The following is a 23,552-nucleotide window of genomic DNA, read 5'->3' as shown; positions in this document are numbered from 1 at the left end:
CTCAGGATTCTCCACTCTCATCTATCCACACCACAAAAATTTATAGCAAACATATACTACTGTTGTCAAAAACGAATAGGATTTACCATAAAAAATAGCTATAATTCAATTAAATACTTGACGCAGATCAGTTGATTAATGTTAACTTTAGTACTGACGTTTACAATGGTGCTGCTGCTTCTACAGATTTCGGTTCATCTCAGTTTTGGAATAAAACATTTAGTAGGAGCGGTGAATCGATCACGAATTTAAAAAATTCAGATGGAGACGGGAGTACTGTATCATTTGTTTATGATCCTGATGGTGTTGGGACAATGAGTCATTCAGAATCTGCATTTTACACTGGTACCAATCCTGCGGATGATAATTTGATGGGAAGTTATATGTATTACACAGGCGCACATCCTCTAGATCATATGACCTTTGGGGGACTTGTAGCTGGTGAAAATTATGAACTATATATCTATACTCAAAGTGAAAATAACGTTGAAATACCTGAACAATTAATATTTAGAGTTAATGATGGTTCTTATGTTACATCCACTGCAAATAATGGAAAGACAGGCACCTTTACTCCAGGATTGAATTATGTGTTAGGAACTTATTCTGCAAATAGTTCAGGCCAGTTAGTAATTGATTATGCCGCAACAGGTACAAGTAATAGAGTTGTAATAAACGGCCTTCAGCTTCGCGGACCAGCAACACCGGAGCCAGCCAGTCTTGTGCTCCTCGGTATCGGAGGTCTTTTAGGTGCGAGAAGGCTGAAGAAAAAGTCTGGTAAAACTTCAGTTCCAGCAGTGTGAAATCTTTTTTTGTTTTTTTTCTCTTTGCCTTTGTCATCGCTGGCTGCTCCCCTCATGCTGGCGATGGCAGTGATGGCCGGGTTGCTGCGGTTGTCAACGGTGTTGAAATTACCCAGCGTGAAGTCGATTTTCTCTATCAGCGCGCTTCCGCACCGGGAGCCAGTGAATCGGTAAAGCGCGATCAGCGCCGGAGCATTCTGGCTGGGTTGGTTCGTGCTGAGCTCCTTGCCCAGCAGGCTGCGAAGATGAAGCTTGACCAGTCACCTGAGTTCCCCATTGCCCTCTATAATGCCCGTCGCGGTGTTCTTGCAGGGTTGGCCGAAGCAAAAATTGTATCAACAGCCAAGCCTCTCTCCCAGGAAACGATCCAAACAGTAGTAGCCTGAAAGTCGGATAAAGCGCACACATTAACTAAAAAAGATCGCCACCTGAGCACTATTTCAAAAAAAGTTGTGTTTTTTCCGGAGAAGTTGTGTTTTTTTTAGAAAAACCGCGCTTTTTTCTTGCTTTTTAACGTGTACGTATGTATAATAAGGAAAACACTTTAAAAAGGAGAATACCCCGTGTCTAAACCAGTAACTGGAAAAACTCACGTTGGCGAACGGCGTGAAAGGCGCCCGAATGGCGATATTTACATCTATGAGCGGGTTACAGGCTATAATGAACGAACCAGAAAGACCTATACCGTCAGTCAGAAGCTCCAAGGGAAAATCAAGTCGGGAACACAGGAGATAATCCCTACACGCCCGAAAAAAAGCAAAAATGAAGGGGGCTTGGTTGGTGCGCTACGCAGGCACAGTGGCCTCACGGATCTTCTGGAGTGGGTCGGTAAAGCCTCCGGCATTGACGATGACGTGCGTTCTTCGTTCAGCGAGGGCGACGCTGCCAAGATTCTCTCTATTGCGCGTTACTGGATCGGTTCCGGCGGAAACACCTTGCCACGCCTTGAGGGTTGGCAGGTAATGCACTCCCTTCCCTACAGCGAAGTTATCACTGAAGACGTTTACAGTGACTTGTTCAAATGTGTCGGGTGCGACGAAGACCGCGTGCAGCGCTACTTCTCCTTCCGGGCGGATCGCCTGGGCAAGGCACCTGTGCTGGCGTTTGATTCGACCACGATATCGACCTACTCCGAGAACCAGTCGGAAGCACGGCATGGGTTCAATAAGGATGGTGACGGACTGAAAACCATCAAGCTTCTAACCTTGTATTCCGTAAAGGAACGCGAGCCGTTAGCATTCGCCAAGCAGCCTGGCAATGTTCCGGACGTCATATCCATTGAGAACACCCTGAAGCAACTCAAGTGCTTTAACCTTGAGAAACCCTTGATCGTTACCGATAACGGCTACTACAGTGAGGGGAACATGATGAAATTCGCCTTGCGCAACATGAAATTCCTTACTCTGGTTGACCCCAATATCACTTGGGTTCGCGAGACGGTGGATGCGCTTCGGGAGACGCTGGCGGGCATGTCGAGCACTTGCCAGTTTGATCCGTCGGTTTGCGGCGCCACGGCGATGAGAATGCACGAGTTCGGTCGAGTGCGCCAACTGTCGCGAAACGGCAAGCTGAGCGGAGAAGAAGAGAGGTTCGTGCGCCGCCTTTATGTCCATGTCTTCTATTCCCCTAACAGCGACACCAAGAAGCAGCTCGACTTCCGCAAGGAGCTGTTTGAACTCAAAGCTCAAGTAGAAGATGGGGTGATGGAGTTCACGAAATCTGCGCAACGAAAAATCGAGCGATATCTGATCTGCTCAAAAAAGGGGCGTGGTGGACAATTGAGGGTCGGTTTCAACGACAAGGCCATTGTCGAAGCGACGAAATACTTCGGCTATTTTGCGCTCGTCAGCAATCAGGCCATGAAGACCTTCACAGCGTTGGCAGACTATCGATTGCGTGAAAAAATAGAGGAGATCTTCGCCGTGGTGAAGGGAGGCCTTGATGGAGCAAGGCCGCGCACATGGCATCCAGACAACCTGCGGGGAAGGCAATTCGTACAGTTTGTGTCACTGGGGTATCATTGCTTCCTGACCAAGAAAATCAAGGAAATGCGGGCAGAGCTTGGAAAGAACGGAAGCGAAAAAACCAAAGCACTTGTCAATCTCGAAAAAAAATTGGAACAGTGGCTTGAGCAACGATCTCTCGCTCAGATTCTGGATTGGTTCGATTGCATTGAGACGACTCAAGTACGAACTGTCATGGGCAACTACCGCTGGTCTACTGAATCCGTAGCCAGAGATCGGCTGTTCCTGAAATATCTGGGAGTGACCTCATGATAGTGTGCGCTTTATCCTACTTTCAGGGTAGTAGAAGAAAATCCCAATCTGTTTGCCCAAAGAAAATTGCTCGTTTACGAAGAGGTGATCATTCAGGGCGTTAATGTTCCATTTCTGCAGTCATTGAATGCTTCTGTCGGGAAAGGAGCCTCATTGACAGCATTGCTCGATAACGTTAAGAATAAGTCGATACCATTCCGACGAACTACGCGAACGCTCGCTTCAGATCAAATCGAACCGGCAATTCTCAAGATATTAAGCACAGCAAGAGCAAATGTTCCGGTAGTCATGCGAGTTGAAGACAAATTCTCCATGATGCTGATGCTGCACACCATTGTGCCCATTCCGCTGGAGGGTCAAGCAGCAGAGCAGGCCGCAGCAAATCTGATCAATGCTCAGCAACGAAACATTGTATTTACACAAAAAATGACTGAGGTGGTTGATGCTTCCAAAATCAGCTATTTCGGCGAATTTAAACCTGACGCCCCAGGAACAAAAGGCAAACAGCAGGCGATTACCCTCCCGACCCCGGACCCGGCTCGAGCCACAAGCAAAATGTACCGGCAAATTCGCTTTGCGGCACTGCTGAGCTTCTCTTTTACCGTTGCAATGCTGCTGTTAACGGCTTCAATGTGTATTCAGAGAGGCACTCTATGGCTTCCACGGCTCTGGCCAGCTCGAAAAAAAGAGACTCCAATGCCATATGACTACGATGTATATATGACATCGCATATTGTTGAACTGACTCTTATCGCTATTGCTGTATCGGTTCTCTCCGCCCTTGGCTATCACCTGTATCTGCTTTGGAGTATCATTCCCTTCTGGATGATGGCGGTCGCTATTATAACCGGAATTCTTGTCGGAACAGGTAGCAGTCGAATCTTTGCCCTTCAATTTGTTCAACGCACAATGGAACGGTTTCACTGGATACCCGTTGTAGTATTCAGCTTGCTTATAGCAGCAACTGTGTTCGGAACCATGCGAATTGTCCACTGATGAACATTCGACCTCACGCATCATGGTTTCCGTGGCTGCTGTTTGCTCTTATGGCTTTTCATTCCGCTGCGCGATATACACTCTTTAACCCCTCGTTTGGCAACAGCGATGAACCGTTGTTGTATGTCATTCTTGTTGTCGTGTTATGGATTGAGCGCAGCAGTATCACCGTATCCCTGCTTGGCCAAGGAAGAGGGAACCTTCTCTCAGGCTTGGCTCTTTTAGGTTTCGGCTGGGTACTCTATACCGCAGGACGTCTCTACCCTGCGATGATTCTTGAAATCTGGGGGCTCTTTGTCATTGCTGCCGGTTTGCTGGGAACTCTGGCTCCGGAGCAATACAGACGATCAGCGTTTTTCATTGCCCTTTCCGGAACGATCATTGTCCTTATCGGGTGGATTGCTCCGCAACTGCTATCGTCCAATTTAGCATTAGCCATTGCAACGGTATCAGCAAAAATGATCAGTGCAACCCTTTTTCCTGTTGTCGCCAACGGCGTCATCCTTTATTTCGGTCCATACAGCGCTGAGGTGACCAAAGCCTGCTCAGGCATGAACTCAATTTTTTCATTAACCGCACTCTCTGTACTCTATCTGCGAGAAAGCGCACAACGCAAACCATGGCACATCCTTGTCCTCGTTGCTTGCGTTCTTCCTGTTGCCATTCTCACCAACCTCTTCCGTGTCATATCGCTGGTATTGGCAACACAATATATCGGCGAAAATTTTGCTCAAGGGTTATTCCATGATATGACCGGTATATTCGTCTTTATTGTGGCACTGCTCATTCTTGCCCTGATCGATCGATTTTTGTTCCAAGCCTCTAAAGGTTATAAGCAAACAGGAAATAAAGCACATGCGGATAACCAGGTATAGCGCATTGGCCATAGCAACCGGTCTTTTGCTCCTCTCATCACTACTCTTGGTCGAAGCAAGAGAACACCTCACCTTTAAGGGAGCTCCACCCGATCTTGAACGATTGATAAGAGAGCACCCCGATGGCTGGGCACCTCTTTCCGGTCACTCTGTTGACTCAGAATGGAGCAAATCGCTTAAAAGTGACTATGATTTGGTTACAACACGCACCTACCAGTACCCTGACGGAAAAACCGTTTCCATGCTGATGACCTGGAGTCGCGACGGCATCCGCCGTGCTGGTCATCTACAACAGGTATGCTATCAGGTTGGTGGATCTGAAATCGGCACACCTAAGCAAGCATCAGTGACAACAAAAATGGGAAAGCAGGAGGTGATTACCTTTACCGCACAACAAGGCAACAGGGTAGAAGATGTGATGTACTGGAGGATAACAGGCGGGAAACTGGATTTGGGAACGAATCAATCGCTTTTCAGTGCGACACGTATTGACAAGATGACTCGTCTGATACGTTCAATGCTGGGCACCATGCCCGACAATATCATGATAAGGGTGTCAAGTGAGCGCCCTGCACCGGATCAGCCTGCAACAGCTCATATTGATTACATCAGGGAATATCTTGAGAGTCTTCCTGCGAATGACCGAGATTTGATTATGGGCACTCATGATTGAAAACAATAATTTATCTTTTAGCCTCTGACATAACCTCCTGTAGCACTTTGCAGGTTTTTTCAATATGCTCCTGCTCAAGCGTCGGATGAACCAGAAACATCAAACTTGTCTCCCCCAGCTCTTTCGCCACCGGCAACCGCTCCGCCGGCCTCCACCCCGTCCCCTCGAACGCCTTCTCAAGATAGATCTCCGAACACGACCCCGAATAACACGGCACCCCTTGCGCATTGATCTCCGCCATCACCCGGTCGCGATCCCACCCATCCGGCAACGCCGACGGCACCACAAACACATAACACTTATAAGCCGCATGCTCCGCCCAATCCGGAACATCCGGCACGCGCAACCACGGAAACAGCCGTGCTGTATTCCATATCATCCCCGCATACCCGCGCCGTTTTGCGCTCCACTCCGGCATCCGCCGCAACTGAATCCTGCCGATAGCAGCCTGCATCTCGAGCATCCGGTAATTCGAACCGAACGACTCATGCAACCACTGAAAACTCGACTGTTCTGTATTTTCATACATTTCATTCACAGCACGCCACGACTTCCCGTGATCCTTATAAGCCCACATGGCATCCCGCAACGCACGGTCGTTCGTCGTCACCATACCGCCCTCGCCTCCGGTGGTCATAATCTTGTCCTGGCAGAATGACCACGCCCCTATATGGCCGATAGATCCCACAGGCCTCCCCTTATATATTGCCCCATGCGCCTGCGCGCAATCCTCTATCACCAGCAACCCTCGCTCACGCGCCAAATCTATAATCGGATCCATATCGCACGGCATACCCGCAAGATGCACGCAAATTACCGCCTTCGTCCGCGGAGAGAGCACCTGAGCGACCGTATCGGCGGCAATATTCTGCGTATCGCGATCAACATCCGCAAACACCGGCACCGCACCCGTAGCCACAACGCACGACGCTGAAGCGATAAACGTACGAGGAGTAACCACCACCTCATCGCCCAAACCAATCCCCAAAGCCTTCAAAGCCACCTCAAGCGCAAGCGTCCCATTCGCAAGAGCAACAGCATACTCGCACCCTGCCCACAAAGCAAACTCCCGCTCAAACTCCCGACACTCCTGCCCAGTCCAGTAATTAACCCGATTAGACAAAACCACCCGAGAAACCGCCTCAGCCTCATCAACACTAAACGAAGGCCAGGGAGGAAATGAAGTATTCAACATATATCGATTACAACATATGTTTCTTAAGCCAGAGAAATAGGAACGGAGTATCGCTTTTCATCGTAACCCGATCTCAACCTCCTTCTCGAAGCAGCTTCTCCATCTCCAGCAACTTCTTCGACCTCGCCTTGATTCTCTTTGCCGGAGAGCCGAAATAGACCCCCCACTCATCTAGCGAAATACTGACAAGTGAAAGCGCTCCTACCGCTGAACCTTCTCCGATCGTAACACCCGGCAGAACAACGCTGCCCGATCCGATAAGCACATGCCTGCCCAGATTGACCGGTGCGACTTTAACACTTTTGAAGCGCTCGGGAACTGTTGCGTTCGTTAACGAATACCCTGTATAGTCATCCGTAACCGAATAGATTCTCACCCCCTGCGACAAACCGCAAAAATCCGAAATCGTTACGCCACCCGTGCCACTTACATGGCATCCACCTCCGATATGCACGTGATCTCCGATATCGAGGTACCCTTTATTGACCGCAATAAACACCTGTTCATCAATCTGGATGTTATTCCCCAGCGAAATATTCTCAAGCCCGACGATAGTACAGTTTTTTGCAATCTTCACATTCTTCCCGACAGACATGAAGCCCATGTTCATGAGTTCTTCGCTCTCGAAGAAACCCTTGTAAAAAGGGTTATCGGTATGGCGCTGCTTATCTGACATAAAAATGAATTATTTATTCAGGCGGTAGCGCCTGCATCCACCGTCAAGGTCGTTCCAGTCACACTCGATGCTTTCTCGCTCAACAAAAAACTCACAGCATGAGCGGCATCTTCAACGGTAGCCAGATGCCCAAGTGGAGAACGGCGCCTGACCGACTCAAGCTTCTCTCCCTGAAGCGACGATGTCATATCGGTTTCCATAAACCCCGGCGCAAGGGTATTGACAGTTATATTCGCTCTGCCTACTTCACGAGCCAGCGACTTCGTCAACCCCGCCATTGCAGCTTTCGTCGCTCCATATACGGAAAGTCCATTGAAACCGGTAGAGGCAATAATCGAAGAAACATTGATAATCCGCCCCCCCCTGTTCAGCAGCATGGGACGCAACAGGTACTTGGTCAGCAGAACCGGCGCCTGTAGGTTGATCGTTATCAAATCGGCAATATCCTGTTCATGCAGCGTCGCAAGCACTCCATCGGTACCGATAGCCGCATTGTTCACAAGCCCCCAGGGCCTACCATGCCGTTTCACGATACCGACGGCAAACGCATGAATCCCCGCCGTATTAAAAAAATCATATGGTTCAAATACAATACGCTCAGGAAAGCTCTGCAGCAACGAAGCCAACGGCTCGGTCATGGTGCGGCCGACAGCAACAACCTTATACCCGTCAGCTATGCATTGCCGGGCAATGGCAAACCCCAAACCGCGCGTAGCGCCTGTAACAACAACAACTTTCATCATATCAGCCTTTCGCGTTTTCCCGCCGCGGTTTCCTCCAGTCCGCTGACAAACCGAAGGACACCCGGTATCTGCCAGTTCTCCAATGCAGATCGGCAATAACTTAAAATATTTCCCCTTATCACAGCCTTATCAACCCCTGGATCGAGCACAATATCCGCCGCAACGATCTGCCCCATCATGCTGCTTTTCTTCCCGTAAACATAGACATCAAAAACGCCGTCCACACGCCTGATATGCTCTTCAACATACTCAGGCATAACCTTATTGCCGCCAACGTTTAAAGACCCGGAAGCCCGCCCTGAAAAAAACACCCGATCGCCAGCGACACAAACAAGATCTCCGGTATCCAGATAGCCATCGGCATCGAGCCGTCCCGCTACTTCCTCCCCCTCGGGAACTGTTGTCGGCCTGACCAGAAGATGCCCGTCGCCGCGAACCTTCATCGGAACAGATTTACGTTCATCTTCAAGCCAGGCCGCAGGAAACCCGGCCATGCCGTCATGAACGGAAAAGCCAACTCCAGCCTCTGTCGATGCGTAAATATGAACAATTCTTGCTGAAGGAAAACAATGCCTCAACCCATCCAGAATCTGCTGGTCGGCTATTTCACCTCCGAGCGTTATCTGCCGTAATGGACATTCCTTAATGTCGCCAGCCATCAGCAACTTCCGCAATAGAGATGGCGTAGCCGAGAGCGCATTGACACCACCCGCAACCAAACCCTCAACCTGCCTGTTAAAATCATGCGATGAAGAAACGCTCAGCATAGAACCCGATAACAAGGCCTGCAGAATAACCTGTAAACCGGCAAAACGGCAAGGATCGTAAAGCAACCCCCAGATAAAACCGCGACCCTTTGCAACATCTCTTTTTACAGTACGGGAAAGGGATGCAAGGGTATGACCGATCAACTTCGGAACTCCGGTCGTTCCGGAGGTCGCCAGCAACCACTGCGTTGCATCGGCATCCGCAGAACCGCACCCTTCCCGGCAATCCGGCAATGCACGAATACCTTCACCGTCCATCCTGTGAGTGCAACCGGCAGCCAAAACAAGACGATCTCCTGATGCTGAATCCGCAGATGCCGGGAGCAGCAGCATCGCCCCGGCCCTGCCATCGAATGCCGCAAGAGCCGTTATCAGATCAAAAACCGCCAAACCGCAGAGTGCAATCCGGCTCCCCGACGTAACGGAAGATCTCCGGAAAAGCGCATCGGCATTTTCGAGTAGCTGATCAACAGTAAGCCTTGCCTCTGCTGACAATACAACCGTTTGCCCGCCATCAAAACCCTCAAGAATAGAGGATAACGCCTCAGCTTTCATGAAGCATAGCGCTCGTAAACAGCCACAAACTCTCCCAGTGTCCTCGGATAGACCGGTTCATCCATCATGGAAAAGGGATCGTACTGCAGCTCCTCCTCCAGACGAGCTACAAGAATAGCGAACCCCAGAGAATCAAGACCGCTCTCAAGCAGAACCGTATCATCGGAAAAATCACTGACAACTGACCAACCGTATTCGGCGGCCATTTCGCGAATAATGGCCACAATTTTCTCTTTCATGATGACCTCGTTTCAATTTCATGCGCCGGATTACCAATAATTTTCAGGCCATACCCAATCATTTTCACTTTTGGTTTTCTGAACCCTGAAAAAAAGGCATCGTCTCGGTACTGTTATGATTGATCCCTTTCCGCAACACCACATTCAGCATGGTTATGGCCAGTATCCTGACATCGAGCCATAACGACCGGTTATCGACATACCACACATCCAGAATGAACTTCTCATCCCAACTGATGGCATTACGTCCATTGATCTGAGCCCAACCGGTCATTCCCGGTTTCACATCGTGGCGACGATTCTGTTCCGGAGAGTACCGAGACAGATACTCCATCAGAAGCGGACGTGGACCGACAAGGCTCATATCGCCTTTCAACACATTGATCAACTCCGGGAACTCGTCGAGGCTGGTCGCACGAAGAAACCTGCCAAGTGAAGTCAAGCGCTCTTGATCTGGCAACAAATTGCCTATGTCATCCCTTGCATCGGTCATCGTCCGGAACTTGCACATTCTGAACGGCTTCCCATGCCTGCCCGGCCTCACCTGCGTAAAAAACAGCGGGCTGCCATGAAAAATCCGGACCAGCAAAGCAAGAACCAGCAGGAACGGCAGAATAACAAGAGTACCGGGAATCGTAAGCAGCAAATCGAAAAGACGCTTGACCATACAACAACTTATTTTGCTGACTGTCTGAAAATAGCGGCAAACTTTTCAACCCCTACATTCAGAGATAACTTAGACTTATAGTACTCTTTGCTCCGCTCTGTCATAGCATTCCGTTCTGCTGAAGATAACGAAAACAGCTTCAATGCCGCATCTGCAATAGATTCGGGGTTCTCGGGCTCAGCGATAACGCCGCAACCGGCGGCTTTCACCAGATCGGCTACATCTCCTTCAACGGCCATAAGCAGCGGCTTTCCAACAGCCATGTACGCTTGGGTCTTTGAGGGTATGGTTATGGTAAACAGCGGGTCTTTTCTGAGATGAATCAGAAGCGCATCGGCCTTAGCGAGAACCCCTCCAATCTCAGCCATCGGCACAGGCTGAAGAAAACGCACGTTGTGCAAGTTCTTCTCATGTGCGAGACTTTTCAGATTATCGACCTCAACTCCTCCGCCAATAAACACAAAGCAGATTTCCGGAGCCTTTTTCTGAACGATCTCTGCCGCAACAAGCACGGCATCGAGCGCCTGGGCTTTCCCCATATTACCGGCAAAAACAATGGCAAAGCTCCCTGAACCAAAGAAATCTTTCGGAATCTCCCCTGCAGGATTACCCATCGATGCTTCATCGCACCAGTTATAGATCACATCTACCTTCCGTTCGGGAACGCCCCGTTCGACAAGCAACTTCCTGAAACCCGGAGAAAGCACCACAATACGGTCAACAGAGCGATAAACCAATTTACAGATCCTGCCTACAATATCGAGCGCACGGGAATTTGAAACCATTCCCGTAGCCCGCAGGGTATCGGGCCACATATCCTGAATATCATAAACAACGGGCACCCGACGGAACAGGCGGATGAGAGAAACCGCTATCCCGACGGTCAGTGGCGGATGGTAGGCATACACCACATCCGGTCTCTTTGCCCTTAACACTCCATAAACAAGGGCAGAGACCGCAAAGCTGACATAATTCAGTACACGACCAATCTCACGTTGATCATGACTGGGATAGAGGGGAACACGAGTAACCAGTACCCCTTCAATTACTTCTTTCTTATACAATTGAATTTTATACCCTGGATATATTTTCCCTCCAGGATAATTTGGGAACCCCGTAAGTACCTCTACCTCAAATCCCTGTTTTTGAAGCTCCTTGGCAAAATACAAGCCTTTGTAAGTCGGTTCAGGATCAAACCACTGGGTTAACAATAATATCCGCACATATCAACAAAAAAACTTTTAAACAGAATCCGATATACATTCCCTGCTTCTGGACATCCAATACTCCACCTGACACAAGGCCTTGTAAAATCCGTAACGCGCCTCTTATCTGTTCAATCCAAAATCAAAATCATTTTCTCATCTTCAATCGTAACACTTCACACTTTGCACGTAACACAATCTTTTAGCAACCCAATGCATGGTAACACATTAGCCTCATCAGGAACTACTACCCCATATCCTGCAGACGAACCAGCCTGCAACCATGCTGAATCTCCAACTATTACCCCGCCAGCAAGCTGAACACCAACACCAAGATGAGCAAAGTCTTCAAGCCGACAGTGATGATCCGCCGAAGCATTCACATTCACAACACATCCACTGCCAAGAACAGCCTCAGTACCAACAACAGCACCGGCCATAATGCAGCAACCTTCTCCAATAACAGCACGAGACGAAACAAAAGCCGCCGGATGAATGATTGACGGCAGCATAAATCCTGATGCTTTTGCCTTACCGAAAAGAGCCTTGCGCACCCGATTGTTACCAATAGCAACAACAAGTGATTCAGCTCTATCAGAAAAAACGGAAATATCCTCCACTGCGCCTAAAACAGGATAATCCCACACCTGCTTTTTTTCAGGATAACTGTCATCAATAAAACCGGCAATCTGAAAGTTTCCTCTCAACTCAATCGACTCAGCAACAGAACGCCCATGCCCCCCAGCCCCAACAATCAATATTCTTTCCATACCAACCCCAATTCGTGCTAATCCGTGTAATTATTGGACAAACTCTTCTCTTGCCTTAATTCAAGGATTTAATCCCTGAATTAATCCAAAACAAGGCTGGATATTGGAGCAACAAAGCTGAAACAACAAACAGCCTTAATTTCCTTTTCGCGTCAATTAGCGGGCAAAACTCTTCCTCTTCATCCCAATCCCCGGTATTGCTATGAGATCTCTCCCGATGGTCGAGATGACAAAAGGGGGCGTAAGTAAGGGATGAGAAGAAAGTAAGTACAGGCTAACACCAAATCAATTCGTTTCTTAATGAAAACTCGGCAGTTGTTTTTATCGTCAACGTACGAGAAAACCAACTGCCAATTTCTTTTTCGCGTAAATTCGTGTAATTCGCGGGCAAAACTCTTCCTCTTCATCCCAATGAGATCCCTCCCTAACGTGGGGATGACAAGTAGAGGCATTCGGGATGACAAAAAACAATTCACCTCTTAATGCAAAACAAGGCGGGATACTGGAGCAGCGAAGCTGAGCCAGTAAACCGCCTTAATTTCTTTTTCGCGTAAATTCGTGTAATTCGCGGGCAAAACTCTTCCTCTTCATCCCAATGAAATCCCTCCCTAACATGGGGATGACAAGAAGGGGCGTAAGGGATGATGAAAAGAAGGGAATTCGTGATGATGACAGAAAAAGATTCGTAATGAAAACCTCTTCCCATTACCTAATCCCCATTCCCCACTTTCCACTACCCACTTTCCCCATCAACTCTCCTTGCTGACCTCCACGGTATAACCATTGGCTTTGAGGAGGGCGTGACGCCGGGCGAGATCGAGATCGTACGCTACCATCTCCTCAACCGTCTCGTCAAGCGTAATTTCCGGTACCCAGCCAAGATCTGCTTTCGCCTTTGCCGGATCCCCAAGCAGCGTCTCCACCTCCGCAGGACGGAAGTAACGCGGATCAACCCGAACAATAACTGAACCAGTACTGAGTGCTGAGTGCTGAATACTGAGTGAATCAACAATACCGACTTCGTTGATGCCGGTGCCTTCCCAGCGAATGGTAATCCCAAGCTGCGCCGCCGACTTTTCAATAAACTGGCGAACACTGTACTGCACACCCGTCGCAATAACAAAATCCTTCGGCTGCTCCTGCTGCAGCATCATCCACTGCATCCGCACATAATCCTTCGCATGGCCCCAGTCGCGCAAGGCATTCATGTTACCAACATAGAGGCACTCCTCAAGCCCCTGGGTGATATTGGCAAGACTCCGCGTAATCTTGCGCGTCACAAAAGTCTCACCCCGCCGCGACGACTCATGGTTGAACAAGATACCGTTGCAGGCATACATCCCATAGGCCTCACGATAGTTCACCGTAATCCAGTAAGCATAAAGTTTCGCCACAGCATAGGGACTGCGGGGATAAAAAGGGGTACTCTCCCGCTGCGGAATCTCCTGCACCAAACCAAACAGCTCCGACGTCGAAGCCTGATAAAAACGGCTTTTCTTCTCAAGCCCCAGAAAGCGAATCGCCTCAAGCAGACGCAGCGTACCCATGGCATCAACATCAGCCGTATACTCCGGCGACTCAAAACTCACCGCAACATGACTCTGCGCACCAAGATTATAGACCTCATCAGGCTGTACCTCCGAAATAATGCGAGTCAGATTACTGCTGTCGGTCAGGTCACCATAATGGAGAAAAAGCGACGAGTGATGAGAAACCGGAGAACCCTCATTTTCAATATCATGGCGATCACGATAGAGATGATCAATCCGCTGGGTATTGAACGAGCTGGCCCGCCGCTTGATGCCATGCACCTCATACCCCTTCTCAAGCAGCAGTTCCGCCAAATAAGATCCATCCTGGCCGGTTATCCCGGTAATAAGAGCAACTTTCATAGAAATTTAAAAATGAGAAGCATGTTCATGAAGAAGAAAATCATTATACGCCAGCCTCAGCCCCTCTTCAAGCCCCACCTTCGGCTGCCATCCAAGATTGTTGAGTCGGCTGCTGTCCATCAGTTTCCGGGGTGAGCCATCAGGTTTCGAGGCATCAAATGCAATACCGCCCTGAAAACCGATAACCATTGCAATAGTATCGGCAAGTTCACGAATCGTCACCTCCTTGCCACTGCCAACATTGATATGACTCAGCATAGGAGTGGTATTGGCGTCAAAGGTCGCTTTGTCGAGATTCATGACGTGAATGCATGCTGCAGCCATGTCATCAACATACAGAAACTCCCTCAGTGGCGTACCGGTACCCCAGAGCGTCACAACAGCATCTCCGCTGACCATAGCTTCATGGAAGCGACGGATCAGCGCGGGAATAACATGGCTGTTTTCAGGGTGATAGTTGTCGCCGGGACCATACAGATTCGTCGGCATGACACTGCGAAAATCAGTGCCATCGCTCTCCCCATACTGCCGGTTATAACTTTCACAAAGCTTGATACCCGCAATTTTGGCAATGGCATAGGGTTCATTGGTCGGCTCCAGCGGCCCGGTCAGCAAAGCGCTTTCCGGCATCGGCTGAGGCGCCAGCTTGGGATAGATGCAACTGGAGCCAAGAAACAGGAGCTTTTGAACCCCCACCCGCCAGGCCTCATGAATAATATTGGCCTCCATCATCAGATTCTGATAGATGAACTCCGCCGGATAGCTGTTGTTGGCATGAATCCCCCCAACTTTCGCCGCCGCCAGATAGACCTGATCAGGCTTTTCACCCTCAAAAAATGCCCGAACAGCCGCCTGAGAGGTAAGATCAAGCTCAGCATGCGTTCTGAACAGCAGATTATCCGAGCTGAGCCCCCCGGCAAGCAGGTTTCGCACAATGGCAGAACCAACCATACCCCGATGACCGGCTATGTATATTTTTTTATGCATAAATTTTAATGCGTTACTCCATCGCCCTTGACTGCCTTGAAAATGGTCTGAACTATTATTTTCAGGTCAAAAAGAAAGGAGCGATTTTTAAGATAATACTCGTCAAATTCAACCTTTACCGGTATCGGCAATTCATCACGGCCGTTAATCTGTGCAGGGCCAGAAAGTCCAGGAGTCAAAATATGCACCCCTTTTTCAGTACGCAACGCTATCAGATCATCCTGATTGAACAACGCCGGACGAGGGCCAACAATACTCATATCTCCTATCAGAATGCTCCAAAGCTGAGGCAGTTCATCAATACTCGTTTTCCGGAGAAACTTGCCGATGGGTGTAAGAAATCTGTCAGGATCTGACATAAGGTGAGTTGCAACAGCCGGAGTCTCAACAAGCATGGTGCGGAACTTCGGCATCCTGAAAAGAGCATTGTTCTTTCCAACTCGATCCGACCAGTAAAGTACCGGGCCTCTCGACGTAAGCTTTATGAACAAAGCCACAATAAGCATCGGCATACCGAACACAAGAAGAGCCAGCAGCGACATGGTGATATCAAAAAGTCGCTTCATGAACAATAAAAACAACAGATTATCAATGGATATTACTTTTTATGCACTGCGTTAAAAGCATCAGCCGTTTTTTGTAACGCTTCATCAACAGTAACGACAGGCTTCCAACCAAGAAGATCACGAGCTTTCGAGCTATCCACCTGTAACGATCCAAAAAGACGTTGGGCAACAGCACCCTTCCCGAGCAGGTTTGCGGCAAACTGCATCACTCCAACCGGAACAGGAATTAATCGAGCTGGCTTACCCAGAGCACGCCCCATCCGCTGCAGCAGCTCTGTCGTGGAGAGATCTTCACCGTCCGAAACAAGAAAAGTCTGATTAACCGCTTTCGGATGATCAATACAGGTTACAATTAAATCAACAAGGTTATCAAGCGCCACAAAACTACGTTGATTATGAACAGCACCCAACGGAAGCGGAACTCCCCGTTCAAGCCAGCTCATCATAGATGCAAAATTTGCCTTAACACCTGGGCCATATACCAATGGTGGTCGAATAATTACAACCTCCATACAGGTTTCTGATGCAAGCTCAAGTAAACCCTGTTCCGCCTCATATTTACTGATACCATAAGGATCCTGCGGATCAAGCGCATCGCCATCAGAAAAAGGATGACCCAAAAGCGTAGACTCACCATTAACCTTGATCGAACTTACAAACACAAAACGCCGAACACCAGCCAATGCAGCCTGCTTCGCCAGATTAAGTGTTCCAGAAACATTCACCCGACGAAATTCAGTAAGGGGATCAGCCGCCTCATCGCGCATCACATGCACACGAGCTGCGAGATGAACAACAACATCTACATCATTGAGGGTATTTTGATAATTTGCAGAGTTAGACAACGGTGGTACAATGACCCACTCAATCTCTGAAGACGGTAACCGTGCGACATCCTTTTCATCTAATAGAACGGCAACAAACTTGACATTCTGAAGGATAAGCTGCTTTACAAGGCTTGTACCGAGAAAGCCTGTCGAACCAGTAAGCCAAACGTTCATGCTGGCCTTGCAAAAAGCTGCGACACTTTGCGAAAATATTTCGAATAGACTTTAAAGATATTCGTATCAATGCCATTATCGGTGCAAGCCCGTAGAATTTCACGATTCAAAATCCAGTTACTTTTCAAGTTTCGCGTACTGACGCCACCTGTTCGCATCCGAACAATGACGTCAGACATATAGAGATAATTTACCCTGTGACGAGCCATAAAACGAGCCATCAGCTCATAATCAGCAGAAATACGATAATCGGTAGCAAACAGACCATAACGCTCATATATCTCCCTTCTAACAAAAAAGGTTGGATGCGGTGGCATCCAACCCCAGGCAAACTTTTCAGGAGTAAATCCAGCTCCCGAGTAATAACGCACTACCTGATTTACATTATCAGATTTTACGTAAACCAAATCAGCAAATAAGGCATCTGCACAGCTTTCTTGAAATAACTTCGTCACGTTTTCAAGAACCTGAGAATGGGCATATATATCATCAGAGTTCAGGATCCCTATAATATCACCAGTTGCAAGTAGAATCCCTTTATTCATAGCATCATAGATACCCTTATCCGACTCAGAGACTAACTTGACTGCGGAATGTTGATGCTTCTTGATCTCTGATAATGTTCCATCAGTCGATTTTCCATCGATAATAATATGCTCAAACGGCGGCAGACTCTGGCCTGCCACTGAAGAGATACAATCAGCAATAGTCGTTTCATTATTTCTAACAACAGTAACAATAGACATGCTTAACATATCAACAAATAAGCCTCAGCTTTCCAATTTAACACCCAACACTTTATCAATCGCCATCACAATATTTGCATTTGTATCCCGCATATACCGTTTCACCTCAAACACTTTAGCGTCTACCAAATATCGGTACCAGAATCCTTGAAGAAAATGAAAGGCTGTACCTGCCTGACCATCAAGAAAACCCATCCGGATTACATACCGATAAAAAAAATAGGTAAATGCACGAAATCCTCCAGGAAGTCGCGCATATACCTCTTCCTTCAGCCAGCGCTTCACTCCAGTCTGTTTGCCATTACGCAAACTGGCAACAGAATCATGAGGCATAAAACCATATTCCAGGTTCAATAAATCGACGGCTTCCCTGCTTGCATATTTATTGTGCTTCTCTGTCCACCAAGTAAGCGAATTAAGGCTATCATCAATCATTTCGCCATTAAAATCAACGGTCGGACCAGCAACTTTGATGTGTTCATCCATCCAACGATTTTCACACTGACCACGTCCATAACGAAACAGACGCAAAACACGTGCTGGAAAAACGCCACCATGACGAATCAATCTGCCCTGAAATGTCATACGACGACTACAATACACTCCATCGATCTTCGTTCCAATACCCGGTAGAGTGGACTTAATTTCAGCAATAAGATTAGGAGTCAAATATTCATCAGCATCAACACGCAAAACCCAGTCAGTATCAGCAGCAAGTTGGGTAAGTGCCCAGTTAAATTGAGCTGCATGGCTAACCCATTCATGCTGAATTACTCTTGCCCCATTTGCACATGCAATATCCAGTGTTGCATCAGTTGAAAAACAATCCGCAACAATTATTTCACTTACAATACCTTTCAAACTGGCAATGCAGCGTGCAAGATGTCGCTCTTCGTTAAAAGTCAAAATAATGGCAGTGATTTTCATTTTTTTGTAGCAATAGCAATCATCGATTTTGCCAATACCGGTATGCGCCCCACCCGTTTAAACCGGATATTCTCAAAACCCGCTTCCAGTAGTAACTGAGTCAATGTTTTCATCGACCAGAATTTAATATGACCGTAATCCCAGAGTGCTGTAAAATGGGCATCCATCTTACCTGTAAATGCCAAGGCAAGATTCTTCCAGTAGCCATGATAAGGTGTTGAAAGAATAACCGTTCCACCGTGTTCGCATAAAGAAAAGAGCGTGGCGGCATATTCTCGAGGAAAATAAACATGCTCGACCACTTCAAAACTTGTAACAACAGGGAATGCTCCATAGCACTCATATAAATTATCATATGCGGAGCCTGGAAATAATTTCAAACCTAAACTGAGCGATTCGTAAAACAGCAACCCATCCAACGTCAGAAATACAGAAAAGAAAAACAATTGAGACAAATTATAGCCAAACAGCCTGAAGAATCCTGATTTTATACCAAAAAAGATTATTCCAGACCCAATTGCTTGTCCATTTTCTGAACAGCAAGGCACTCATTTTAAAAATATTGTGACAATCTGAGCGAAATAGCTGTGGTAGGTTCTTTTTGGGCGCAACCTCCCCTCCAATGCTAATTGGCATAGGCATTCTATTGCCGTAACGCGTTGTTTAACACATCAAAACAGTAACGTTTAAACAGCGCTCAAAGAGTTTATCGAATTGCAGCCGATGAAAGCAGTCCGTTGGAACTTTCATCATAAGCTTTTTGCCATTACGAACAATTTTGGCTGCGGTATCAATAAGCTGCCGACGAAATGTATCTGCATAAACTGTTGTAGCAATAACTGATGAGCTGACATCTGCTTTGAAGCTCTCGAACAGATTATTACCAAGCAGCATGAGAAAGTACCATGCTGCATTAGCATAAAAATACTTGAAGGGTAATTGTTCTTCGCCAAAGTTTTTGATGGCACGGTTGGCCAATTCATCATTGCCACGCTGGTGATAGTTTCCGAGAATATCGTGAGCGAAAAGAAGATTCTCGGCACCGGCTTGATAGAGAAGTTCGTCAATCAAACAACAACCCATACCAATGTTGGTGACGATGACGCTATCAGTACCCAGTCCAGGTACGACAAGTTGCCGGTCATGCTGAATCATACGACTATAAATCGTCCGACGGGCCAAATCCCAAGTTTCTTGTTGACACATAAACTCGGTATACTCCCATATCTCCTTTTTATTGTGCGAGTTAAAGTTAGACCAATTGGCGTTCTCCTCCGCAGCTTTTTTTACATTGTCGTAAAGCTTTCCGCCGCATATATAACCAACATGCAACGACTCACAGGTTTTGAACAACTTCTGATCGTAGAAGCCGGAATCCATTCGAATAATGATCGGTACGTTAACACGATACTCCTTTCTGATCGTAGCAACAATATGACGTATCATCATTTCAACCGTTTGACCATGATTTGAATGATCTGAGCCAACACGGAAAACAGCATCAACAAAGTACCTGCCCCAATTCATTTGTACGGGATGAAAACCGTTGACTTTCTTGTACGTTGGTTCAACACCTTCTCGTTTCAGAGCATCATTATTATCCATCACCATAGAATCAATACCCAGTTCAATAACTGCGGGCTGATCAATTTTCAGACGCCACAAAAAAATCTTTTGCAATAAATAACGGAACAGCTTGACTTGATGAAAAGAGAAAATTCCAAAAAATCTCTTGACTGCATGAGACGATGCCAAGTGCTCTGGCTTACAGCCAATCAGCGGAGCATAGCTCCTTTCTTTTTTGAGCTGGTCGAACTGCGTCAGGTGACGGCTGGTACCATCCATAAAAAAGCACAACAATTGAAGAAGCAGATCAACAACCGGGACGCCTTTTTTGTTTTTTCGCATGGCACAAAACATTTCATCCATAATCGGCATGAGCTGAATACTCTGCAGATAGGTGGCGAACAATGTCAGCCCAGCACGGTTGGTAATACAATCATTGGTTGTCCCGACAGAACTGATGTGATGGTCTTTTTTGCGGCTATTTTTTGTACCTTTCGACATAGAGCTTCCTTATTTTTCTGTTTGTGTTGCATTACAAGTGGTAATTTCCCGTTACACATTTTAATATAACACTTTAACCGTAAATATGGGAGCTTTTTTTATAACAAATCGCTCAGTTTAGGTCAAAGACGGATAGCTCTCTAATGCACGAACAATACCCTCTGTCGAAGGATCTATACCAGTGACATCCCAACCATGCTTTGTCAGCAGATTCGCTACACTCCCGTTTCCGCAGCCAAGTTCAAAAACTCTTGCCTTTCCCACCAAAGTTAACTGTAGCCTATTCAATTCAAGCAAAACTTCAGGAATCAGGTCATCATGAATGTTTGAAAGCTCAGCACTCCCCCATCGATATCCCGATATTTCATTTTTATTCATCACATATATCGTTAGATTTACGTTTCTTTACCGGTACAGCGGGATTACCACAAGCAACCATCCAAGGAGGGAGATCACGAAAGACACTCGATCGCGCTGTCACTACGGCACCATCACCGATCGTCACACCAGGCCCAACAAAAACATCAGCGGTTATCCATACACGTTCACCAATCGTGATTGGAGCTGTTACCAATGGCATGGCATCCAGTGTATAGTCGTGACTTGCTGAACACAAAAAACTATACTGACTGACCGTGGAATGCGCTCCAATACATATCTTGTCGACGCAATAGCAGTCCACATTTTCACTCAAACACGAATGATCACCCATTTCTAAATTCCAAGGCGCCCAAATACGTGCAGAAGGATATGGATGAACTGATTTGCCAATTTTAGCACCAAAAATGCGAAGCAAAAAAGAACGCCAAGAATGAAAAAGCCGAGGTGTTGGTCTATAAAAAAAACGCCATACTATCTGCCATAGAATACGAGCAAGTTTGTTTTTGAGAGGTAGTGAACTATGTTGGAGTTTTTTTGCCATTACAGTGAATTAGTCTTTTATCAAACAGTCCGTCTATATCATTTTTCAAATGTTAAATGACATAAACACAAAAGACTATTGTAGATTTTTTTATGCAAATTTTACAATTGTATTTGAATCCATTGCCCTACGATAAAGATATGGGAGAATGATTCAGTTTTTATCGTTTCTCTAACGAAACAAATCTTAGTAGAATATATCCTATAGCAATTTAACACTACAAGATCGAAATATTGTTATGTATTGGAACAATATAATCCACGTTTTGGAGGTAAAGCCAACATCTTATCATGAAACTGACAATCTTCAATAGTCTGAAATCTTATTCCAATTTTTTTAGCAGGAACGCCTCCATGTATTTCATATGCAGGAACATCTTTTGTGACTACTGCACCTGCAGCCACAATAGCACCACGCCCGATCCTGATTCCAGCCATAAGAATAGAACCATAACCAACCCATGCATCATCTTCAATAATTGTTAAAGGCATTTCTGGACGACCTGAAAAAATAATTGGACGACCCGATTTGTTGAAAATGTGATCAGCTCCAACGACTGCAACACGTGGAGCAAACATCACATAATTACCTAATTTAACCTTTGGACCTATCATACATTCAGAGCCAATAAAGCTATATTTTCCGGCTATCAAATCTTTGCTTACATGAGAACCAGGTGCCATATAAAATGTTTTATCAACAAACTTTAACCCATATTTGATGCATCTAAACCACATCAATACTGAACGAAATGCATGATATTGTCTAGAATTTGTTGGACATATCAGTCGTATAGGATTCATAACATTTTGTTAAACGCTATTTTCTGACTTTTATAAAAACAAAACACATTAAAATGCCTTTTAATACTTTTTCCACACCACCCTATTCACATAATCTGTATAACTGAGTATCAATCGAACCACTTTATCAGAAACATTCAGCATTGAATAATCCTCAACTTGGCGCAAACTACGGAGCTCACCTCTTGGCTGAGTCTCAAGAATCCCGAGCGCCTGCATCACACGATCAACCTCAAGACCTACCATCATCACAGATGCTTCTTCCATTCCTTCCGGACGCTCATGTGCTTCACGGATATTGAGCGCAGGAAAATTCAGGATCGATGACTCCTCGGTTATGGTACCGCTGTCAGAGAGAACAGCCCTGGCATGCACCTGCAGATGAACATAATCCAAAAAACCGAGCGGCTTCAACAGCTCAACAAGTGGATTAAAAACCACGCCGCTCACATCAATTCGTTTGCGGGTTCTGGGATGGGTTGAAACAATCACCCGTTTACCATACTTTTCAGCAAGTCCATTCAGAATGGTGACAAGCTTCATAAAATTTAGATCCGATTCGATGTTCTCTTCACGATGGGCACTTACCACAAAGTACTCTCCGTCGCTAAGACTCAGCCGTTCAAGCACATCAGAACGGTCAATCTTATCATGGTAATGCATCAGCACTTCAAACATCGGGCTTCCGGTTTTGATAATCCGGTCAGCAAACAACCCTTCACGTAACAGATATTCCCGAGCAATATCGCTGTAAGTCAGATTAATATCAGCCGTATGGTCAACAATCTTGCGGTTGATCTCCTCAGGTACCCGATAATCAAAACAGCGATTACCAGCTTCCATATGAAAAACAGGGATTTTTCGACGTTTGGCAGGATAAACGGCAAGGCAGGAATTAGTATCGCCAAGAATCAACAGCACATCAGGCATTACAGTGGCCATAACCACATCCGCTTTTGCAATAATCAATCCAACGGTTTCTGCCGCAGTAGAACCTGCAGCATCAAGAAAATGGTCAGGCTTGCGGATATCAAGATCGTCAAAAAATATCTGGTTCAGCTCATAATCGTAATTCTGCCCCGTATGCACCAGCACATGCTCCGTATGCTCATCCAGCTTCGCCAGCACCCGGGAGAGACGGATAATCTCCGGCCGAGTACCCACAATAGTCATTACCTTTATCTTTTTCACCACACGCTTT

The 23,552-nt window shown here is 46.7% G+C and carries 26 protein-coding genes; 6 read left to right on the top strand and 20 right to left on the bottom strand.

The genetic code is table 11. The features are described from left to right. Positions 1-131 precede the first annotated feature (131 nt). From AC56AD_RS02875 to AC56AD_RS02850, 6 genes are all read left to right on the top strand, one after another. Positions 132-803, top strand: coding sequence for a PEP-CTERM sorting domain-containing protein (locus AC56AD_RS02875; protein ID WP_041526396.1), 672 nt, complete (start codon positions 132-134; stop codon positions 801-803). Then, on the top strand, positions 800-1,189 hold the full coding sequence (locus AC56AD_RS02870) for a SurA N-terminal domain-containing protein (protein WP_012507390.1): 390 nt from the start codon (positions 800-802) through the stop codon (positions 1,187-1,189). The genes AC56AD_RS02875 and AC56AD_RS02870 overlap by 4 nt, the downstream gene beginning before the upstream one ends. 177 nt (positions 1,190-1,366) lie before the next feature. Further along, complete coding sequence (locus AC56AD_RS02865; protein ID WP_012507107.1) at positions 1,367-3,079, top strand: IS1634 family transposase; 1,713 nt, start codon at positions 1,367-1,369, stop codon at positions 3,077-3,079. Positions 3,080-3,145: 66 nt separating this feature from the next. Then, positions 3,146-4,075 carry a hypothetical protein gene (locus tag AC56AD_RS02860; protein ID WP_012507389.1) on the top strand — a complete coding sequence of 310 codons (930 nt, stop codon included), beginning with the start codon at positions 3,146-3,148 and terminating at the stop codon, positions 4,073-4,075. Then, positions 4,075-4,950 (top strand): exosortase/archaeosortase family protein, encoded by an 876-nt coding sequence (locus tag AC56AD_RS02855; protein ID WP_012507388.1) that lies wholly within the window; start codon positions 4,075-4,077, stop codon positions 4,948-4,950. Before AC56AD_RS02860 ends, AC56AD_RS02855 begins: the two co-directional genes overlap by 1 nt. Further along, the gene (locus AC56AD_RS02850; RefSeq protein ID WP_012507387.1) at positions 4,931-5,623 is read left to right on the top strand and encodes an EpsI family protein; all 693 of its coding nucleotides are present in this window, start codon (positions 4,931-4,933) and stop codon (positions 5,621-5,623) included. Before AC56AD_RS02855 ends, AC56AD_RS02850 begins: the two co-directional genes overlap by 20 nt. A 10-nt stretch (positions 5,624-5,633) precedes the next feature. Here the strand turns inward: AC56AD_RS02850 and AC56AD_RS02845 are convergent, their stop codons facing one another. The 20 genes from AC56AD_RS02845 to wecB all read right to left on the bottom strand — a co-directional run bounded on the left by AC56AD_RS02845 (position 5,634) and on the right by wecB (position 23,524). Then, positions 5,634-6,818 (bottom strand): DegT/DnrJ/EryC1/StrS family aminotransferase, encoded by a 1,185-nt coding sequence (locus AC56AD_RS02845; RefSeq protein WP_012507386.1) that lies wholly within the window; start codon positions 6,816-6,818, stop codon positions 5,634-5,636. A gap of 73 nt (positions 6,819-6,891) precedes the next feature. Beyond that, the gene (locus tag AC56AD_RS02840; RefSeq protein WP_012507385.1) at positions 6,892-7,494 is read right to left on the bottom strand and encodes an acyltransferase; all 603 of its coding nucleotides are present in this window, start codon (positions 7,492-7,494) and stop codon (positions 6,892-6,894) included. A 17-nt stretch (positions 7,495-7,511) separates the two neighbouring features. Further along, positions 7,512-8,237 carry an SDR family NAD(P)-dependent oxidoreductase gene (locus AC56AD_RS02835; RefSeq protein WP_012507384.1) on the bottom strand — a complete coding sequence of 242 codons (726 nt, stop codon included), beginning with the start codon at positions 8,235-8,237 and terminating at the stop codon, positions 7,512-7,514. Further along, entirely contained in the window at positions 8,234-9,559 is a 1,326-nt protein-coding gene (locus tag AC56AD_RS02830) for an AMP-binding protein (protein WP_012507383.1), read from the bottom strand. The genes AC56AD_RS02835 and AC56AD_RS02830 overlap by 4 nt, the downstream gene beginning before the upstream one ends. Next, complete coding sequence (locus tag AC56AD_RS02825) at positions 9,556-9,798, bottom strand: acyl carrier protein (protein ID WP_012507382.1); 243 nt, start codon at positions 9,796-9,798, stop codon at positions 9,556-9,558. Before AC56AD_RS02825 ends, AC56AD_RS02830 begins: the two co-directional genes overlap by 4 nt. 64 nt (positions 9,799-9,862) lie before the next feature. After that, complete coding sequence (locus tag AC56AD_RS02820) at positions 9,863-10,465, bottom strand: sugar transferase (protein ID WP_012507381.1); 603 nt, start codon at positions 10,463-10,465, stop codon at positions 9,863-9,865. An 8-nt stretch (positions 10,466-10,473) separates the two neighbouring features. After that, entirely contained in the window at positions 10,474-11,688 is a 1,215-nt protein-coding gene (locus AC56AD_RS02815; RefSeq protein ID WP_012507380.1) for a glycosyltransferase family 4 protein, read from the bottom strand. A gap of 158 nt (positions 11,689-11,846) precedes the next feature. After that, positions 11,847-12,440 (bottom strand): acetyltransferase, encoded by a 594-nt coding sequence (locus tag AC56AD_RS02810; protein WP_012507379.1) that lies wholly within the window; start codon positions 12,438-12,440, stop codon positions 11,847-11,849. Between the two features lie 749 nt (positions 12,441-13,189). Then, positions 13,190-14,332 carry a GDP-mannose 4,6-dehydratase gene (gmd, locus tag AC56AD_RS02805; RefSeq protein WP_012507378.1) on the bottom strand — a complete coding sequence of 381 codons (1,143 nt, stop codon included), beginning with the start codon at positions 14,330-14,332 and terminating at the stop codon, positions 13,190-13,192. 6 nt (positions 14,333-14,338) lie between these two features. Next, a complete protein-coding gene (gene fcl, locus AC56AD_RS02800; protein ID WP_012507377.1) occupies positions 14,339-15,319 on the bottom strand; it encodes a GDP-L-fucose synthase in 981 nt (326 codons plus the stop codon). A gap of 5 nt (positions 15,320-15,324) precedes the next feature. Next, the gene (locus AC56AD_RS02795; RefSeq protein WP_012507376.1) at positions 15,325-15,885 is read right to left on the bottom strand and encodes a sugar transferase; all 561 of its coding nucleotides are present in this window, start codon (positions 15,883-15,885) and stop codon (positions 15,325-15,327) included. Between the two features lie 32 nt (positions 15,886-15,917). Next, positions 15,918-16,886, bottom strand: coding sequence for a UDP-glucose 4-epimerase family protein (locus AC56AD_RS02790; RefSeq protein ID WP_012507375.1), 969 nt, complete (start codon positions 16,884-16,886; stop codon positions 15,918-15,920). Next, positions 16,883-17,632: a glycosyltransferase family 2 protein gene (locus AC56AD_RS02785; protein WP_223293966.1), complete on the bottom strand. Its 750-nt coding sequence runs from the start codon at positions 17,630-17,632 to the stop codon at positions 16,883-16,885. The genes AC56AD_RS02790 and AC56AD_RS02785 overlap by 4 nt, the downstream gene beginning before the upstream one ends. A 24-nt stretch (positions 17,633-17,656) precedes the next feature. After that, complete coding sequence (locus tag AC56AD_RS02780; RefSeq protein WP_012507373.1) at positions 17,657-18,559, bottom strand: glycosyltransferase family 2 protein; 903 nt, start codon at positions 18,557-18,559, stop codon at positions 17,657-17,659. Further along, positions 18,556-19,107, bottom strand: a complete 552-nt coding sequence (locus AC56AD_RS02775) for a methyltransferase domain-containing protein (RefSeq protein WP_012507372.1) — start codon at positions 19,105-19,107, stop codon at positions 18,556-18,558. The genes AC56AD_RS02780 and AC56AD_RS02775 overlap by 4 nt, the downstream gene beginning before the upstream one ends. 115 nt (positions 19,108-19,222) lie before the next feature. Beyond that, positions 19,223-20,626: an IS1380-like element ISPph3 family transposase gene (locus AC56AD_RS02770; protein ID WP_498983727.1), complete on the bottom strand. Its 1,404-nt coding sequence runs from the start codon at positions 20,624-20,626 to the stop codon at positions 19,223-19,225. A gap of 117 nt (positions 20,627-20,743) precedes the next feature. Further along, positions 20,744-21,004 carry a class I SAM-dependent methyltransferase gene (locus AC56AD_RS02765; protein ID WP_012507371.1) on the bottom strand — a complete coding sequence of 87 codons (261 nt, stop codon included), beginning with the start codon at positions 21,002-21,004 and terminating at the stop codon, positions 20,744-20,746. After that, positions 20,997-21,548 carry an LbetaH domain-containing protein gene (locus AC56AD_RS02760; protein WP_012507370.1) on the bottom strand — a complete coding sequence of 184 codons (552 nt, stop codon included), beginning with the start codon at positions 21,546-21,548 and terminating at the stop codon, positions 20,997-20,999. Before AC56AD_RS02760 ends, AC56AD_RS02765 begins: the two co-directional genes overlap by 8 nt. Before the next feature lie 236 nt (positions 21,549-21,784). Further along, a complete protein-coding gene (locus AC56AD_RS02755) occupies positions 21,785-22,351 on the bottom strand; it encodes a DapH/DapD/GlmU-related protein (RefSeq protein ID WP_482229216.1) in 567 nt (188 codons plus the stop codon). Between the two features lie 60 nt (positions 22,352-22,411). Further along, complete coding sequence (gene wecB / locus AC56AD_RS02750) at positions 22,412-23,524, bottom strand: non-hydrolyzing UDP-N-acetylglucosamine 2-epimerase (protein ID WP_012507368.1); 1,113 nt, start codon at positions 23,522-23,524, stop codon at positions 22,412-22,414. Positions 23,525-23,552 lie beyond the last annotated feature (28 nt).

This window comes from Pelodictyon clathratiforme, assembly GCF_982375515.1.
This window is presented reverse-complemented; position numbering and strand designations above follow the sequence as displayed.

Excerpts from the sequence above, each read along its gene's own strand:
- AC56AD_RS02855 (WP_012507388.1), top strand. The coding sequence starts at position 4,075 with ATGAACATTCGACCTCACGCATCATGGTTTCCGTGGCTGCTGTTTGCT.
- AC56AD_RS02850 (WP_012507387.1), top strand. The coding sequence starts at position 4,931 with ATGCGGATAACCAGGTATAGCGCATTGGCCATAGCAACCGGTCTTTTG.
- AC56AD_RS02845 (WP_012507386.1), bottom strand. The coding sequence starts at position 6,818 with ATGTTGAATACTTCATTTCCTCCCTGGCCTTCGTTTAGTGTTGATGAG.
- AC56AD_RS02840 (WP_012507385.1), bottom strand. The coding sequence starts at position 7,494 with ATGTCAGATAAGCAGCGCCATACCGATAACCCTTTTTACAAGGGTTTC.
- AC56AD_RS02835 (WP_012507384.1), bottom strand. The coding sequence starts at position 8,237 with ATGATGAAAGTTGTTGTTGTTACAGGCGCTACGCGCGGTTTGGGGTTT.
- AC56AD_RS02830 (WP_012507383.1), bottom strand. The coding sequence starts at position 9,559 with ATGAAAGCTGAGGCGTTATCCTCTATTCTTGAGGGTTTTGATGGCGGG.
- AC56AD_RS02825 (WP_012507382.1), bottom strand. The coding sequence starts at position 9,798 with ATGAAAGAGAAAATTGTGGCCATTATTCGCGAAATGGCCGCCGAATAC.
- AC56AD_RS02820 (WP_012507381.1), bottom strand. The coding sequence starts at position 10,465 with ATGGTCAAGCGTCTTTTCGATTTGCTGCTTACGATTCCCGGTACTCTT.
- AC56AD_RS02810 (WP_012507379.1), bottom strand. The coding sequence starts at position 12,440 with ATGGAAAGAATATTGATTGTTGGGGCTGGGGGGCATGGGCGTTCTGTT.
- gmd (WP_012507378.1), bottom strand. The coding sequence starts at position 14,332 with ATGAAAGTTGCTCTTATTACCGGGATAACCGGCCAGGATGGATCTTAT.
- fcl (WP_012507377.1), bottom strand. The coding sequence starts at position 15,319 with ATGCATAAAAAAATATACATAGCCGGTCATCGGGGTATGGTTGGTTCT.
- AC56AD_RS02795 (WP_012507376.1), bottom strand. The coding sequence starts at position 15,885 with ATGAAGCGACTTTTTGATATCACCATGTCGCTGCTGGCTCTTCTTGTG.
- AC56AD_RS02790 (WP_012507375.1), bottom strand. The coding sequence starts at position 16,886 with ATGAACGTTTGGCTTACTGGTTCGACAGGCTTTCTCGGTACAAGCCTT.
- AC56AD_RS02785 (WP_223293966.1), bottom strand. The coding sequence starts at position 17,632 with ATGTCTATTGTTACTGTTGTTAGAAATAATGAAACGACTATTGCTGAT.
- AC56AD_RS02780 (WP_012507373.1), bottom strand. The coding sequence starts at position 18,559 with ATGAAAATCACTGCCATTATTTTGACTTTTAACGAAGAGCGACATCTT.
- AC56AD_RS02770 (WP_498983727.1), bottom strand. The coding sequence starts at position 20,626 with ATGTCGAAAGGTACAAAAAATAGCCGCAAAAAAGACCATCACATCAGT.
- AC56AD_RS02765 (WP_012507371.1), bottom strand. The coding sequence starts at position 21,004 with ATGAATAAAAATGAAATATCGGGATATCGATGGGGGAGTGCTGAGCTT.
- AC56AD_RS02760 (WP_012507370.1), bottom strand. The coding sequence starts at position 21,548 with ATGGCAAAAAAACTCCAACATAGTTCACTACCTCTCAAAAACAAACTT.
- AC56AD_RS02755 (WP_482229216.1), bottom strand. The coding sequence starts at position 22,351 with ATGAATCCTATACGACTGATATGTCCAACAAATTCTAGACAATATCAT.
- wecB (WP_012507368.1), bottom strand. The coding sequence starts at position 23,524 with ATGACTATTGTGGGTACTCGGCCGGAGATTATCCGTCTCTCCCGGGTG.